Source organism: Natronorubrum halophilum, assembly GCF_003670115.1.
In the GTDB taxonomy this organism is placed as follows: Archaea; Halobacteriota; Halobacteria; order Halobacteriales; family Natrialbaceae; genus Natronorubrum; species Natronorubrum halophilum.
This window is the reverse complement of record NZ_QQTY01000001.1, coordinates 710,099-724,468: the sequence shown is the minus strand read 5'-3', so window position 1 is coordinate 724,468 and position 14,370 is coordinate 710,099. Positions and strand designations below refer to the sequence as shown.

14 protein-coding genes and 1 pseudogene are annotated in these 14,370 nt (G+C 65.7%); 10 read left to right on the top strand and 5 right to left on the bottom strand.

Annotated elements, in window-relative coordinates; translation table 11 throughout:
• The first annotated feature begins 16 nt into the window (after positions 1-16).
• From DWB23_RS03485 to arsM, 4 genes are all read left to right on the top strand, one after another.
• On the top strand, positions 17-295 hold the full coding sequence (locus DWB23_RS03485) for a DUF5808 domain-containing protein (protein ID WP_121741403.1): 279 nt from the start codon (positions 17-19) through the stop codon (positions 293-295).
• 130 nt (positions 296-425) lie between these two features.
• Positions 426-977, top strand: a complete 552-nt coding sequence (locus DWB23_RS03480; RefSeq protein ID WP_121741402.1) for an XTP/dITP diphosphatase — start codon at positions 426-428, stop codon at positions 975-977.
• Between the two features lie 197 nt (positions 978-1,174).
• On the top strand, positions 1,175-1,567 hold the full coding sequence (locus DWB23_RS03475; protein WP_121741401.1) for an ArsR/SmtB family transcription factor: 393 nt from the start codon (positions 1,175-1,177) through the stop codon (positions 1,565-1,567).
• A 24-nt stretch (positions 1,568-1,591) separates the two neighbouring features.
• Positions 1,592-2,371: an arsenite methyltransferase gene (arsM, locus tag DWB23_RS03470; RefSeq protein ID WP_121741400.1), complete on the top strand. Its 780-nt coding sequence runs from the start codon at positions 1,592-1,594 to the stop codon at positions 2,369-2,371.
• Between the two features lie 7 nt (positions 2,372-2,378).
• Here the strand turns inward: arsM and DWB23_RS03465 are convergent, their stop codons facing one another.
• The 3 genes and pseudogenes from DWB23_RS03465 to DWB23_RS03455 form a co-directional block, all read right to left on the bottom strand.
• Complete coding sequence (locus DWB23_RS03465; RefSeq protein WP_121741399.1) at positions 2,379-2,852, bottom strand: DUF7384 family protein; 474 nt, start codon at positions 2,850-2,852, stop codon at positions 2,379-2,381.
• Between the two features lie 556 nt (positions 2,853-3,408).
• Positions 3,409-4,509: a putative sulfate/molybdate transporter gene (locus DWB23_RS03460; protein WP_121741398.1), complete on the bottom strand. Its 1,101-nt coding sequence runs from the start codon at positions 4,507-4,509 to the stop codon at positions 3,409-3,411.
• Between the two features lie 123 nt (positions 4,510-4,632).
• Positions 4,633-5,478 (bottom strand): annotated as a pseudogene (locus DWB23_RS03455) (dihydrodipicolinate synthase family protein); the annotation flags it as partial.
• Between the two features lie 66 nt (positions 5,479-5,544).
• On the opposite strand from DWB23_RS03455, the gene DWB23_RS03450 reads away from it, so the two are divergent.
• From DWB23_RS03450 to DWB23_RS03435, 3 genes are all read left to right on the top strand, one after another.
• Positions 5,545-6,573: a HypE family hydrogenase expression/formation protein gene (locus DWB23_RS03450; protein WP_121741397.1), complete on the top strand. Its 1,029-nt coding sequence runs from the start codon at positions 5,545-5,547 to the stop codon at positions 6,571-6,573.
• A gap of 399 nt (positions 6,574-6,972) precedes the next feature.
• Positions 6,973-8,364, top strand: coding sequence for a bifunctional hydroxymethylpyrimidine kinase/phosphomethylpyrimidine kinase (gene thiD, locus DWB23_RS03440; protein WP_121741395.1), 1,392 nt, complete (start codon positions 6,973-6,975; stop codon positions 8,362-8,364).
• The gene (locus tag DWB23_RS03435; protein WP_121741394.1) at positions 8,361-9,332 is read left to right on the top strand and encodes an LLM class flavin-dependent oxidoreductase; all 972 of its coding nucleotides are present in this window, start codon (positions 8,361-8,363) and stop codon (positions 9,330-9,332) included. Before thiD ends, DWB23_RS03435 begins: the two co-directional genes overlap by 4 nt.
• Positions 9,333-9,378: 46 nt before the next feature.
• Here DWB23_RS03435 and DWB23_RS03430 read toward each other — a convergent pair whose 3' ends face one another.
• On the bottom strand, positions 9,379-10,617 hold the full coding sequence (locus tag DWB23_RS03430; RefSeq protein ID WP_121741393.1) for a cation:proton antiporter: 1,239 nt from the start codon (positions 10,615-10,617) through the stop codon (positions 9,379-9,381).
• A gap of 258 nt (positions 10,618-10,875) precedes the next feature.
• Here DWB23_RS03430 and DWB23_RS03425 point away from each other — a divergent pair, with 258 nt between their 5' ends.
• The 3 genes from DWB23_RS03425 to DWB23_RS03415 all read left to right on the top strand — a co-directional run bounded on the left by DWB23_RS03425 (position 10,876) and on the right by DWB23_RS03415 (position 13,415).
• Positions 10,876-11,205, top strand: coding sequence for a tRNA-binding protein (locus tag DWB23_RS03425; protein ID WP_121741392.1), 330 nt, complete (start codon positions 10,876-10,878; stop codon positions 11,203-11,205).
• Positions 11,206-11,283: 78 nt separating this feature from the next.
• Positions 11,284-12,705 carry an APC family permease gene (locus DWB23_RS03420; protein ID WP_121741391.1) on the top strand — a complete coding sequence of 474 codons (1,422 nt, stop codon included), beginning with the start codon at positions 11,284-11,286 and terminating at the stop codon, positions 12,703-12,705.
• Positions 12,705-13,415: a universal stress protein gene (locus DWB23_RS03415; protein ID WP_121741390.1), complete on the top strand. Its 711-nt coding sequence runs from the start codon at positions 12,705-12,707 to the stop codon at positions 13,413-13,415. Before DWB23_RS03420 ends, DWB23_RS03415 begins: the two co-directional genes overlap by 1 nt.
• Positions 13,416-13,496: 81 nt before the next feature.
• On the opposite strand, the gene DWB23_RS03410 is transcribed toward DWB23_RS03415, so the two are convergent.
• Complete coding sequence (locus DWB23_RS03410; RefSeq protein WP_121741389.1) at positions 13,497-14,243, bottom strand: universal stress protein; 747 nt, start codon at positions 14,241-14,243, stop codon at positions 13,497-13,499.
• Positions 14,244-14,370: the final 127 nt, after the last annotated feature.

Here is a 14,370-nt window from a genome sequence, read left to right as displayed (position 1 = left end):
GGACGTACGTTCCCGCATGGCAGACAAACCGACTTCCGGAGAGATTCTCGGAGTACCGTACAACTTCGAACGACCCAGCATGGGCCGCATGATTTCGTCGTACTGGCAACCCGGAGAGGGGATGCTCGTCGAAAAGCCGTTCGGCGTCGGCTACACCCTGAACCTCGCGAACTGGCGCTCGTGGGTCGTCGTGCTCGTCGCCGGCGCACTCCTCTGGCAGCAAGAGCAGGGTACGGCCGAGCAGAGCCGCGCGGATGAAGACGAACCCGTCGAAGTCATCGTCGACGACGAATAGCGTTCCAGCGATTCGCTTGCTGTTTTTCGCCGTTCGTGATCTCCCGCTCTCACATACGGACTCGAGAGCGTCCCGTTCGGATCGAAACGCAACCGACGACGCTTTGCCGCCGCCGCGACGTCCAACGCACATGGCCATTCGATTCGTGACGGGAAACGAGGGGAAGGTTCGCGAGGCGCGCGAGTACTTCGACGGCATCGAGTCCGTCGAACAGGTCCAGTACGACTACACGGAGATTCAGAGCGACTCGCTCGAGGACATCGCAATCTCCGGAGCCCGCGAGACGTTCGAGGCGCTCGGAAGCGACGACCCGGTGATCGTCGACGACACGGGGCTGTTCGTCGACGCGCTGGGTGGGTTTCCGGGACCGTACTCGGCGTACGTCGAGGACACCGTCGGTGTCGAGCGACTGTGGCGTCTCGCGAGCGCGGAGGACAACAGGCGGGCGCACTTCCGGACCGTACTCGCCTATGCGGACGAGGACGGCACCGAAACGTTCGAGGGATCGGTCGCCGGAACCCTCGTCGCCCCGCGCGGCAAGGGTGGGTTCGGCTACGATCCGATCTTCGAGTACAACGGACAGACGCTGGCCGAGATGAATACCGAGGAGAAAAACGCGATCAGTCACCGAGGGAGAGCGCTCGCCGAATTCGTGGAGTGGTACGCCGACCGCGAGGAGTGACGTAGACGAATCGATTATTTCCGATTTCTATCTTCCGGCTTACTTCCCTCTGGGCCGGTATCGTCCATTTTAGCGACCCAGTAGCGAACGACCTTCGCCGTGCTAGACCTTTATATCGGTCGAGTGCGATCTGTTTCACGTAGTATGGACGAATGCGAATCGGCTCCGAACCTCATCACAAATCGAATAGTCCCGATATGAACTCGCGTAGTGATGTGCTCGAGGAGGCCCGTCACGCGCTCGAGGGAGTCTGTGACGACGTCGAAGAGACCGTCACCGTCCTCGAGAACCGCCGGCCAACCGACGAGCGAGCCGCGACACAGGCGACCGTCTTCGGCGCGCTCGCGAACGAACACCGAGTGCGAATCCTGGAAGCGCTCCGGGAGGGCGAGCTGTGCGTCTGCGAACTCCAGGTCGTCCTCGACGCGCCCCAATCGACGGTCGCGACCCACCTCCGAACGCTCCGGGAGGCCGGGTTGATCAAGAGCCGCAAGAAGGGCAAGTGGTCCTACTATCGAATCGCCGATACGGCGGTTTTCGAACTGCTGGATATCGGCGCTGCGGTTGATGTCCCGGCCGACGACCGATGAATTCCGCGATTACACACCCCAACAATGACCGACACTGATTCCTCATCGAACGACACGACGGCGAACGACCAGCGAACGCACGTCCGCGACAGATACGGCACCATCGCCACGACCGGCAGTTCGTGCTGTGATACCGCCGACGACGACGCCGACGTCGAGGCCGATCCGTCGCAGACGCTGGCGCTCGGATACGATCCCGACGACCTCGAGAACGCGCCCGACGAGTCGAACCTCGGCCTCGGCTGTGGGAACCCGGTCGCGATTTCGAACCTCGAGGCCGGCGAAACGGTCCTCGACCTGGGTTCCGGCGGTGGGTTCGACTGCTTCCTCGCGGCCCGCGAGGTCGGGTCCGAGGGACGCGTCGTCGGCGTGGATATGACCCCGGAGATGCTCGAGCGAGCCCGATCCAACGCTGTCGACAGCGAGTTCGACAACGTCGAGTTCCGACTGGGCGAGATCGAGCACCTCCCGGTCGCCGACGCGACCGTCGATACAATCATCTCGAACTGCGTCGTCAACCTCTCGCCCGACAAACGACGGGTGCTCGACGAGGCGTTCAGGGTCTTGCGGCCGGGCGGCACCCTCGCGATTTCGGATCTCGTCGCGACCGAGCCGTTACCCGAGGAAATCCGCAAGAATCCCGATGCTATCAACGCCTGCGTCGGCGGAGCCGCGACGATCGACGAACTGGAAACGTGGCTCGCGGACGCCGGTTTCGTCGACGGGTCGATCACCGTCGAGGGCGAGTGGGACGACGACCTGCCGATCGTCTCCGCGCGGATCGAAGCGAGAAAACCGACGTAACCTGCGTTTACGCTCGAGGATCTCGATCCGGCCCCGGATATTCCCCACCTTCGACCGCCTTGTAGAGACTGGCGGGGTCGAACAGCCGCGCGAAGGCGTCGGGTGGACGGATGCTGACCGAAACGCGAGACTGTAGCGACAGGCCTGCTTCCGCCGATCCCAGCGCCTCGTCGTAGGTGAGCAGGTGCGCCGCCTGTCCGCGATAGGCCGACGCGAGCGCCGGATGGTCTCCGTCCGGGTGATCGACGGCGACCCGTTCGGCCTCGAGTCGCGCCCGGTGGTCGGCCGCCAGTTCGGGATCCGCGAGTTCCGTCACGAGACGTTCGGTCCGCTCGAGCAGCGGATCGCTCGCCACGAGTTCGACCCAGGAGTGACTGCGGACGTGATCGAGGGCTTTGCGTGCCTCGCCACCGACGAGCAGGTCGGCCGCGAGCACGTCGGCGTCGGCGACGACGCGGGCGGGGTTCGGTCGCTCAGCCATCGTTGCCCTCTCCTCCGATGGTCGAGGACGAATTGGTCGCCGCTCGGAGGTCCTCGAGCGTGACGTCGTACTCCACAGCGCGGTCGAAGCAATCGGCCCAGGTCGCTGTCATCGGCGATGCTTCGCAGTCCGGGGAGAAAAACGGTGCGCGTCCGCGCGACGCTACGGACGCCGTTGTGGCGGACGGCTGGGCGGTGGCGGCTGGGCGGTAGCAGACGCTACTGGACGACGGCGAACCACCGGAGACGATTGTGCTGGCGGTAGGCGCGCCAGTTATCCCCCTTGCCGATGCGTGCCCCTCGGACGACACAGTTCAGGGCCGGAGCCGAGTTGTCCAACGCGGTCGACTACCGCTCCGGCTCGAGGGAGCCGCCGAGAGACGCGACTGGCCGTGGACCCCGCTGCAGTACCGCGGCTTTCACATCCGACAGGACCCGATTTCCTATAGCGGTATCGAGTATACAGTCCGAATTCGGCCGTTCAACTGTCGAACCGATCAAGAGAGAGTACTCGCCGGAATCGTCGGTTGTCGAGCTGGGAACACCGTATTTCGGCCTCACTCGCCTCGAGCGACCGCCCACGCGACGGCCCCGAGCACGAACGCGACGCCGACGTTGACCGCGAGCCCGACCACACCAACGCCAACGACGAGCCCGAGTGACCGAATATCGGTCACGGGTTCGAACGCGGCTCGAGCCAACTCGAGCGAGACGACCACGAGCAAGACGCCAAGCAGCGCCAGCGGAAACGCGGCGAGGAGGGCACCGGTTGCGATGAGTGCCAGCGCGAGGTAGCCGACCCCGAGAATGACGTTCGCACCCCCGGTGCGAGCGCCGAAGGCGTACTTCCCTGCCAGCCCGCCGCTGCCGTGACACATTGGGACGCCCCCGAGGGGAACTGCCGCGAGACAGGTCACGCCCATGCTTTTCGAGAGCGAATCCGCGGAGATATCCCGGTCGTAGAGGTCACCACAGAGCAGTGCGGTCGCGATCGCGGCGTTGCCGACCGTCATCCCGAGTTGGGCGACGGTTCCCTCGAGCGCTGCCCCGGACGTCGTCGGCGTCCCCGCCGGAAAGAGGGCGAGTTCGGGGAGGCGAGGTGTCGGGACCCCCGTCGTCGCGAGCGCGACGAGTCCACCGACCCCGAGGACGAGCAGTACGCTCGAGTGTCGGTAGCCGACGAGCGCCAGGAGGCCCACGATTGCGAGCCCGGCGGCGGCGACGGAGAGGTTCCCGACCGAGAGTCCGACGGCCGCCTCGAGGAGGAGTAAGGCGACGGCGAACTGGACGCCTCGAATCACGGGTTCGCCGACTACGCGCTGGAGTCGACCGACCAGACCCAGCTTTCCCACCGCGAGTAAGACGCCGCCCGCGAGCAATCCGGCGGCGGCGAGTTCGGGGTAGGAGAGGGAGCCGACGATCGCCAGCCCGATCAGGGCTTTCATCGGCTCGACGGAGAGCGGCATCCCGTAATACACTCCCCAGACGATCTGGAACACGCCGAAGCCGACGAGGACGTGAGGCAGGGAGACGCTCGTCGTCGCCGCGAGGGCGACCACCAGCGGCAGGACCGTAACCGAATCACCTAGCGCACCCGTCAGTTCGGATGTCGAGAACTCGAGGTCGGACTCGGTCGCAGTACCGGACGAGTACGCCATCTACGCCCGCTATGGCAGGCGAACACTTCACTGTTGTCTGTAATTTCGATCGGTTTCGATACCCGTCGTTCGATGGGTAATTCGGTTACGTCGCGTCGGCCGTGGATCGACCTCGTCGAGTCGTCATCGGGCGATCGTCGACTCGAGGGTGTCTTCGAGGATCGACTCGAGCGTCGATCGGTCGTTGCCGTCGAGTGAGCGGAGCGGTCGTCGGGGGTTACCAGCCGGCTGGCCGCGCAGTTCGAGGGCGGCTTTGATTCCGGGAACACCGTACTCCGCCGTGACGGCCCGGTTGAGTTCGACGAGAGCGGCGTTCTGTTCGCGGGCCACGTCGGCTCGACCGCCCTCGTGTTGGCGATAGATCTCGCTCGCACGCGCGGGCACAGCGTTCGCCACCGCGAGCACACCGCCGTCAGCGCCGGTCGCGAGCCCCGCTGCGTAGACGCTACCGCTGCCGACCAGCACCGAGAACGCTTCGGTTTCGGTTCGGGCGACGAGTCGCTGGAGGGACTCGAGGCTCCCGCTCGAGTCCTTGATCCCGGCGACGTTCTCGTGGGCGGCGAGCGAGGCGGCGGTTTCGGGGGAGAGCGCGCGGCCGGTAAACTTCGGAACGCTATACAGAAACACCGGGATCGGCGATTCATCGGCCAGGTCGCGGTAGTACGATTCGAGGGCGTCGTCGTCCGATCCGTAGTAGGAGGGCGTGATCACGAGCGCGGCGTCGGCACCCGCCTCGGCGGCTCGCTCGGTAGTATCGAGCGTCGGCTCGTATCCCTCGTGGCCCGTTCCGACGAGGACGGGAAGATCGGTCGTCTCCGCGATGGTTTCGGCGACCCGAATACGCTCGTCGGGCGTCAACAGCGGTGCCTCGCCGGTCGATCCGCAGGGTACCAGAAAGTCGACACCGCTCCCCTCGAGCCAGTCGGTAATCGTCGCGAGTTGGCCGTGATCGACCGCTCCGGCACCGTCGTTGGCGGACCGAGCGACGCTCCGGTAATCAGCACGCCTAAGACCGCCCGATCGGACTACTCGAGCGTGAGCGACCTCGGCAAAATCGATCGGCAGTTCTTCGACCGGCGGATCGCGCCGAACCTCGGCGCGGATCGCAGCGACGTCGCGCTCGGACCCCGACACGGCGTCGATTTCGGCGTCATCGATATCGGCGGGCAGGCGCTGGTGACCGCGACCGACCCTCTCTCGATCCTCCCGGCGCTGGGGTTCGAACGGGCGGGTCGGTTCGCCCTCGACCTCGTGCTCGCGGACGTCGCCGTCAGCGGCGTCGCGCCGTCGCACCTCTCGATCTGTTTTACGCTCCCCGAGTCGATGACCGACGAGCAGTTCGCGACCGTCTGGGAGACGATTCACGCGGAGTGTGCCGACCTCGGCGTGGCCGTGGTGACCGGCCATACGGCCCGGTACTCGGATCCGTCCCATCCCTGGGTCGGCGCGGCGACCGCGATGGGCGTCGGCGACCACGACGAGATCGTCCGCCCGGACGGTGCCAGCGAGGGTGATCGGCTGCTCCTGACGACCGGTCCCGCCGTGGAATCGGTCGGCCTGTTGAGTACCCTCTTCGGCGACCAACTGGATCTCCCCGATGGCGTTGTTGGGGACGCGCGAGACCGCCTCGAGGAGGTCTACTGCGTTCGCGACGCCCTCACGGCGGCCGCTGCGGGTCCCGTGACGGCGATGCACGACGTGACCGAAGGCGGACTCGCGGGTGCGCTCAACGAAATGGCCGACGGGGCGGAGGCTCGATTCTCGATCGACGGCGACGCCGTTCCGATGCGCCCCGGCGTTCGGGAGGTCTGTGTGGCCCTCGAGATGGATCCCTGGGCGGCGACCAGCAGCGGATCGCTGCTCATCGCGGTCGATCCCGCGGGCGTCGACGACGTTTACAGCGCACTCGAGGAGCGGGGCACCGTCGTCGCCGAAATCGGCCGCGTCGAGGCTGGCGATGAGGTCGACGAGGGGGTGGTCGTCGACGGCGAGCGACTCGAGCACCCGAGCGTCGATCCGTCGTGGCGAGCGTACGCCGAGTTAGCCGACGCGGCGACCGAGTAGCGTGAGTTTGGTTCGTGCCGTCGTTCGCCCGTGATCGAATATTCGGGTGCTCGAGGGCCCAAAAAGCGGTGTTCCGTTTCTCTGCGGTGGCGCGTGCGGAGCCGCGACGAGCGATCTAGCGAGTCGCGCTCGATACCGCGCGAGGTTGTCGCGAACGAAGTGAGTGACAGCGTGGAAGACGCTCCGCGTCTTCCTGTGGATGAGCGAGTGAATATCGCTCACTCCGCAGTCGTTCGCTCACCCCTCGCGCGAATCTGCGTCGCGGTTCGTATATCACTCACCGCGACACAGCACGCGCCGCCGCAGCAGGCGTGGAAAATCTGGCAGAAATCGATACCCACGCGAGTCTCAGGTTCGCTGACCATGACCGCTTAGTATAACCGGGAAATACACACTTACATGAGAACGCCAGCACCCGACAGCCGCCCGGTCGGACTGACGATCGCCGGCAGTGACTCCGGCGGCGGGGCCGGGATCCAGGCCGACCTCGCGACGATGACCGCCCACGGCGTCTTCGGGACGTCCGCGATCACCGCCGTCACCGCCCAACACACCCGCGGCGTCGAGTCCTCGTTCGTCCTGCCGCTCGAGGAGATCCGGGCCCAACTCGAGGCGGTCACGAGCGATTTCGACGTCGGGGCCGCGAAGACGGGAATGCTCGCGACGACGGAAATCGTTCAGTTCGTCGCCGACCGCGCCGGCGCGTTCGACTTTCCGCTGGTCGTCGACCCCGTGATGGTCGCGACCTCCGGCGACCGCCTGCTCGAGCCGGAAGCCGAACGCGCCTACGAGGACCTGCTCGGCGAGGCGACGCTGGCGACGCCCAACGCCGACGAGGCCGAGGTGCTGACCGATATCGCGGTCGTCGACGAGGAGAGCGCCCGCGAAGCCGGCGCGGCGATCCTCGAGACGGGCGTCGACGCGGTGTTGGTGAAGGGCGGACATATTCCGGGCGACCACGTTAGGGACGTGCTCGTCACCGAGGACGGAGTTCGGACGTTCGAACACCCGCGGATCGACACCGAGGCGACCCACGGCTCCGGCTGTACGCTGGCCGCGGCGATTACGGCTCGACTCGCGACGGGCGACTCGCTCGAGACGGCGGTCGAAGGCGCGACGGACTTCCTCGCGCGGGCGGTGCGATACCACTACGACGTGGGTCGGGGCCACGGCGCGGTCAACCACGCCGTCGACCTGCGAAACGAGGCCGGTCGAAATCTCGCCGCCGAGGACGTCCAGGCTATCGTCGACCGATTCGTCGAGCGCGACGTCTCCGTACTCGTTCCCGAGGTCGGGATGAACGTCGTCGGCGCGACGCCTCATGCCGAGTCCGTCGGGGAGACGGCGGCCGTCGAGGGCCGAATCACCCGTACCCTCTCCGGCGTCCAGCCGAACCGCGGCGTCCGATTCGGTGCCTCGAGTCACATGGCTCGATTCCTGCTGTCGGCCCGCGAGTTCCACCCGGACCTGCGCTTTGCCGTCAACTGCCGGTTCGGACCGGACGTCGAGGACGCGCTCGAGTCGCTCGAGTGGTCGCTCGCGGAGTACGACCGGGCCGAGGAACCCGCGGCCGTCAAGGAGACGGAGGGAAGTACGATGGGCTGGGGGGCCCGGCAGGCCTTCGGGGACCGCGAGGAGCCGCCGGAAGCCGTGATCGACCGCGGCGACGTCGGGAAGGAGGCGATGACGAAACTCGTCGCGAGCGATCCGGAGACGCTCGCGGATCGCGTGCTGGCGCTCGAGGATGAGCTCGGAACCGACGCGGCACTCGAGGGCGAGGGACGTCCGTGAGCGCAGCCGATCTCGAGGTCGGTATCGTCCTCCCGCAGTACGGTACCGCCATCGGAACCGTTCGCGAGACGGCACTCGAGGCCGAATCGCTGGGTTACGACGCGGTCTGGCTCGAGGATCACTTCCAGTCGTGGATCGGCGACCCGCGCCGCGGAGCCCACGAACCCTGGACGACCCTCGGTGCGCTCGCCGAGGCGACGGACGAGATCCGACTCGGGACGCTCGTGACGAGCCAATCCTACCGCCACCCCGCGCTACTGGCGAAGATGGCGGCGACGGTCGACCGGCTCAGCGACGGCCGCCTCGAACTCGGCCTCGGCGCGGGCTGGTACGCCGAGGAGTACGAGCGCTTCGGCTACGAGTTCCGGGAGCCGCCCGCAGAGCGGCTCCGCCGGCTCGCCGAGACCGTCGGAATCCTGCAGGGGCTCTGGACCAACGAGACGTACAGCCACGCGGGCGAACACCTCGAGATCGACCTCGAGAACGCGTTCTGCGAACCCCAACCGATCCAGGACCCCCACCCGCCGATCTGGATCGGCGGCGGTGGCGAGGCGTTCACCCTCCGGTACGCCGCCGAACTGGCCGACGGCTGGAACTACGGGACTCTCGAGCCTGAGGGGTTCGCAGAGAAGCTCGCGGTCCTGCGAGACCACTGCGAGAGCGAGGCCAGATACGACGAGATCCGGAAATCCGCCGAACTGTTCGTCTTCGTCGGCGAGACGACCGACGAGGCCGAGGCGAAACGCGAGCGGTTCGCCGACGAGATGCTGCCCGACGAGCCGAGCGAGCCCCGCGAGTTCTTCCTCGCGGGGTACCTCGAGACGGCACCGACGGGGACGCCGGCCGAGGTGCGAGATCGACTGGCCGACTACGGCGAGGTCGGCATCGAAGAGATCATGCTCGTACTCCCGAACGCGACCGACGGTGGGGACGAGAGCCTCTCGTTGATAGCCGAGGAACTGGCGTAATCGAAATACGACGAGGTCGAGTCGATCGGGCGGCGGTCGGAATTGCTCAATCGCCCTCGAATTCCGCGTCCCTCATCAAGACGAGGTCGCCCGACTGCCTGAGCCAGTCGATGCCCCACTTGACGGTCGGCGGGACGAGTGCGGTGGTGAAAATCGCCGTGAAGACGAGAATCGAGAACAACTCCTGGCCGATAACGCCAGCCGAGAGGGCGATGGAGACGATCACGATTTCGACGGTTCCGCGTCCGTTCATCCCGAACCCGATGACGAGGCCTTCCCGCGAGGAGAGCTTCGTCGGAACGGTGAACAGCCAGCTTCCGAGGATCTTGCTCACGAACGCGGTCACCACGATCAACACGAGAAGTCCCAGGCTTTCCGTGAACACGTTGAGCGTGAGTTCGAACGCGACGGTGACGAAAAAGATCGGCGCGAACAGGCCCATCGCCAGGTCGTACATCACGTCGTACATGTGATTGTAGATGTCTGGATCGAGTTGGGCCTGGCGGAGAAACAGGCCGGCGATGAAGCCGCCGATGATCATGTGGAGATCGACGACCGCTGCGAAGAACGCGAACACGAGCGCGACGACGAGTGCGACCGTAAACGCCGACGTCTTGTCCACGTACTCGTGGCGCTCCATCCAGTCTTCCAGTTGAGTCCAGATGTACGGCAGGAATCGATCGCCGAATACGAGCGCCGCTACGAAGTACAACAGCGCCTCCCCCGCGACCAATCCGATACCCAGGAGCGTCAGGTCGCCGGTTTCGACGAAGCCCATGACTCCGGTGAACACGACCATCACGCCCACGTCGGACAGCAGTGCTCCGCCGAGGAGGACGCCGGCGACCCGCGTATCGAGGACGTCGAGATCGACGAGGATTCGGGATTTCGTCGCCAGCGAGGTAGCCGCCATTGCGATCCCGATGAACAACGCCTGTTCGACCGTCACGCCGATGACGCCGCCGACAAGGTATCCGAGCGCAAACGGGACGGCGAAGCCGCCGAACGCGACCATCAGCGACTGAGGTCCCAGTTCGAACAGGTCGTGAATATCCACCTCCATCCCGACGTAGATCATCAGCAGAAAAACCCCGAACTCCGCGAAGATATCGAGCGTTTCACTCGGGTGTAAGAGGCCCAACAACGCCGGGCCGAAGAGGATCCCCGCGAGGATTTCCCCCATGAGTGCGGGATAGCCGATACGCTCCACCAGCGTCCCGAATATCCATGCGAGCGTGATCACCAGCAGAAGGTTGAGAAGATCGATACCGGCAGCTTCGACCATCGATAGTTTCGGGTAAGCATTCTATCAGTAAATCAGTTCCTACTCCGGTGAACGAAAGACGAGCATCCGTCGGTATCGATGTTGGACGCTGGTTCTCTTTCGTTCGCACAACGCGGCTCGGTCGTGAGCTCTCACCGACGAACGCGCTGTCGAAACGCCTCTTTGTCGAAGATCAAACGGATGTGACACCGACTGTGCCGATATCGGTACGGCACCGGAACCCGAACGCTCTTTCTCGAGGCCGGCGATACGAGCCACATGGTCGAGAATCCGTTCGATGTCGAGATTCGCGTCGGCGAAGTGTTGGAGGCGGAAGCGTTCCCCGAGGCGAACAAGCCGAAGATGACCAAGCTGTGGATCGACCTCGGCGAGGAACACGGCGAAATCCAGTCCGCGGCACAGTTAGATCACCACTACGATCCGGCGGAACTCGAGGGACGGCAGGTGCTATGTGCGACCACTCTGGGCTCGGTCCGGATTGCCGGCTTCAAATCCGAGGCGCTGACCGTCTGCGTCCCCGGAGAGGAGGAGTATCCGGTTCTCGTGGAACCGGACGAAGACGTCCCGCTCGGCGGCCTGCTGTTCTGATCCGGCGACCGTCACGAGTCGGTGATACTCGGAAAGCGTGACAGTAGTGATATCTGTCCGGAAACCGTCACGAGCACTATGGGTGGCGAACCGCCACCGGCCGAAGGGACCAACATCGAGGGCGAGTCGCCCCAGGCCGAACCCACGGTCGAAACCGACGAGGCGACGATCACCGACGACGCCGAACTCGAGCGCACGCTTGGACTCTCCGGCGGCCTCGCGATCGGAATCGGGACGATGATCGGTGCCGGTATTTTCGTCTTCCCGGGGCTGGCGGCCGGACGGGCGGGACCTGCCGCAGCGGGATCGTTCGCCATCGGGGCCGCCGTCGCCCTGCTCGTGGCGCTGCCGACCTCCGAACTCGCGACGGCGATGCCAAAGAGCGGCGGTGGCTACTACTTCATCTCGCGCGGGCTGGGCACGCTGGCCGGGACCGTCGTCGGCCTGTCGTTGTGGTTCGGCCTGGTGTTCGCGACGGCGTTTTACCTCGTCGGCTTCGGCTACTACGCCGTTGACACGCTCACTGAGCTCGGCGTCACGATCGGCGCAGGATTCGTCATCCCGATCGCGTTGCTGTTCGGTGCGGGCTTTACCGTACTCAACGTGACGGGGACGGAGAACGCGGCGAAGCTCCAGAACGGGATCGTCGCGTTGTTGCTCTCGATCCTCGTCGCGTTCCTCGCCTACGGCGGCCTCGATTCGGTCGGGCTCGTGGGCGAACCGGGGGCCTCCGAGCAGTTCGCCCCCTTCGGTGGGATGCCGGTGTTGACGACGGCGGCGCTCGTATTCACCTCGTACCTCGGCTTCGCGCAGGTGGCGACCGTCGCCGGAGAGATGAAAGATCCCGAGCGAAACCTGCCGCTGGCGATGGTCGGTTCGGTGCTCATCGTCGGGGTCCTCTACGTGGTGACGATCTTCGTCGCGACGAGCGCGTTCGGGAGCGAGGCGCTCGCGGACTTCGGCGAGACGGCGATGGTCGAAGTCGGTCGCCACTACCTCGGTGCCGTCGGTGCGTTCGCGATCGTCTTCGGCGGACTCCTCGCGACGATGTCCAGCGCCAACGCGTCGGTGCTTAGCACGTCGCGGGCCATTTACGCCGTCTCGAGGGACGCCCTGTTGCCCCGGCGGGCGAGCCGGATCAACCTCCGGTATGGCACGCCACACGTCGCGCTCGGGTTGGCCGGCGGACCGATTCTCGTGTTGACCGCGACGGGACGCGTCGAGTTGCTGGCCGAAGTCGCCTCGTTCTTGCATCTGATCATGTACGGCCTGATCTGCGTCGCGTTGCTCACACTGCGTCGCAACGAACCGGAGTGGTACGATCCGGAGTTCCGGGTGCCCGGGTACCCCGTCGTGCCGGCGCTCGGTGCGGTCTGTAGTTTCGCCCTGATCGGGTTCATGCAGCCCGCCTCACAGGTCGTCGGCATCGCGATCATGATCACGACCGCCGGGTGGTACGCCTATTACGCCCGGGACGTGAGTCTCAAGGGGGCACGCTGATGACTCGAATACTCGTTCCGCTGGCGATCCTCGAGGGCGAATCGATCTCCCCCGGATTGACGACGCTGTTGGGTCCGGTCGACGTGACCGTACTCGGCTACCACGTTCTGCCCGAACAGACGCCGCCCGATCAGGCGCGAGTGCAGTACGAGGAGCGAGCGACCGACGCCCTCGAGGACCTCGTCGCGACGCTTCGGGTCGGCGGCGGCCGCGCCGATCACCGACTCGTCTTCACTCACGACCGAGAGCAGACGATCGACCGAATCGCCGACGAAACGGCGGCGGACGCCTACGCGATTCCGGGTGCGAGCGGGCAGGTCGATCGTCTCCTCGTGGCGCTGACGGGCGACGTTGCCGTCGATCGAATCCGCTCGTTCGTCGGCGAACTGATCGGCAACCACGGTATCGGCGTCACGCTCTTTCTTGCGACCGACGACGAGGTTGGCGGCCGGGCGTTGCTCGAGGCGGCCGCCAGCGGGCTCTCGGCGCGCGGGATCGACGTGACAACCGAACTCGTCGTCGACGCGCCGCCGTTCGAGGCGCTCCTCGAGGCTGCGGCCACCCACGATGCGATCGTCGTGGGCGAGCGGGCTCCCTCGCTTCGGTCGTTCCTCTTCGGCGAGGAAACCGAACGGCTCGCCGTCGAGTCGGTCGCACCGGTGCTCGTCGTTCGAAACATTGACGAGACGTCCACCGCGGACGATTCGTGACCGGGCTGACTCGTAGCTGCGACCGACCCGGAACCGAACGTCCGTATCGAGAGGGGACATCCGGTTCGGTCGTGAACGAAGCTACGAGGATTCGTCGGTCGCCGCCTCGAGATATTCGCCACGAATCACGAGGACCGGATCGACCGTCCGTTTGGCCAGCCGCTCGGCGCGATCCCGGAACACGTAGCGACGGACCGACGGGCGACTCTCGCCGACGACCAGCATGTCGTGGTCGATCGCGGCCTCGAGAATGGCGTCCGTGGGCGAGCCGTCGACGACGACTCTGCTATCGATCCGATCGCCGGCGACCCCTTCGTTGACCAGCGCGGTGCGTGCCGTCTCGAGCAGTTCCGCGCCCGCCTCCCGACGAGATTCGTCCGCGGCGACGTGGAAGAGCATCACCTCAAGGTCCGTTCCGTCGAGAACCGTCCGGAGTAGCTGGGCGATGTAGTCCACGTTGACTTCGCTCCGGAGCGCGACGAGGACGGTCTCGAGGACGGGTGCCGGATTGAGCAACAGGACGGCGTCACACGATTCGTCTACGGCGACGCGTTCGAACGTCTGCAGCCGATTGTGGGTGAAGGCGAGTCGCGTCGTCACGTCACAGCCGTCCTCTTCGAACACCGTTCGAAGCTCCTCGAGTTCGGCTCGCACGCGGTCGCCGTACTGATCGCGCGCCTGCTCCGGGGCGGTCTGGTCGGGTATCTCGCGGTAGCCGAGCAGAACGACCGGGATCGATGCGAAGGCGTCGACGACCGTCGACGGAACGGACTCTCCCTCGAGTACGTCGATCGGAATCAATACGCGATGATCGCGGGGCGAAACCATGGCTGGGGACGCCATCCCCCTACCACGGTGAGCGTATTATAGCCCCGCCAGTCAGTCGCCGCTCCTATCAGCGGGTTGCCGATCCCGTCGGTGGGGTGCCGCCGGCACTCGAACGCGACCCCGATCA

Excerpts from the sequence above, each read along its gene's own strand:
- DWB23_RS03485 (WP_121741403.1), top strand. The coding sequence starts at position 17 with ATGGCAGACAAACCGACTTCCGGAGAGATTCTCGGAGTACCGTACAAC.
- DWB23_RS03480 (WP_121741402.1), top strand. The coding sequence starts at position 426 with ATGGCCATTCGATTCGTGACGGGAAACGAGGGGAAGGTTCGCGAGGCG.
- DWB23_RS03475 (WP_121741401.1), top strand. The coding sequence starts at position 1,175 with ATGAACTCGCGTAGTGATGTGCTCGAGGAGGCCCGTCACGCGCTCGAG.
- arsM (WP_121741400.1), top strand. The coding sequence starts at position 1,592 with ATGACCGACACTGATTCCTCATCGAACGACACGACGGCGAACGACCAG.
- DWB23_RS03465 (WP_121741399.1), bottom strand. The coding sequence starts at position 2,852 with ATGGCTGAGCGACCGAACCCCGCCCGCGTCGTCGCCGACGCCGACGTG.
- DWB23_RS03460 (WP_121741398.1), bottom strand. The coding sequence starts at position 4,509 with ATGGCGTACTCGTCCGGTACTGCGACCGAGTCCGACCTCGAGTTCTCG.
- thiD (WP_121741395.1), top strand. The coding sequence starts at position 6,973 with ATGAGAACGCCAGCACCCGACAGCCGCCCGGTCGGACTGACGATCGCC.
- DWB23_RS03430 (WP_121741393.1), bottom strand. The coding sequence starts at position 10,617 with ATGGTCGAAGCTGCCGGTATCGATCTTCTCAACCTTCTGCTGGTGATC.
- DWB23_RS03425 (WP_121741392.1), top strand. The coding sequence starts at position 10,876 with ATGGTCGAGAATCCGTTCGATGTCGAGATTCGCGTCGGCGAAGTGTTG.
- DWB23_RS03420 (WP_121741391.1), top strand. The coding sequence starts at position 11,284 with ATGGGTGGCGAACCGCCACCGGCCGAAGGGACCAACATCGAGGGCGAG.
- DWB23_RS03415 (WP_121741390.1), top strand. The coding sequence starts at position 12,705 with ATGACTCGAATACTCGTTCCGCTGGCGATCCTCGAGGGCGAATCGATC.
- DWB23_RS03410 (WP_121741389.1), bottom strand. The coding sequence starts at position 14,243 with ATGGTTTCGCCCCGCGATCATCGCGTATTGATTCCGATCGACGTACTC.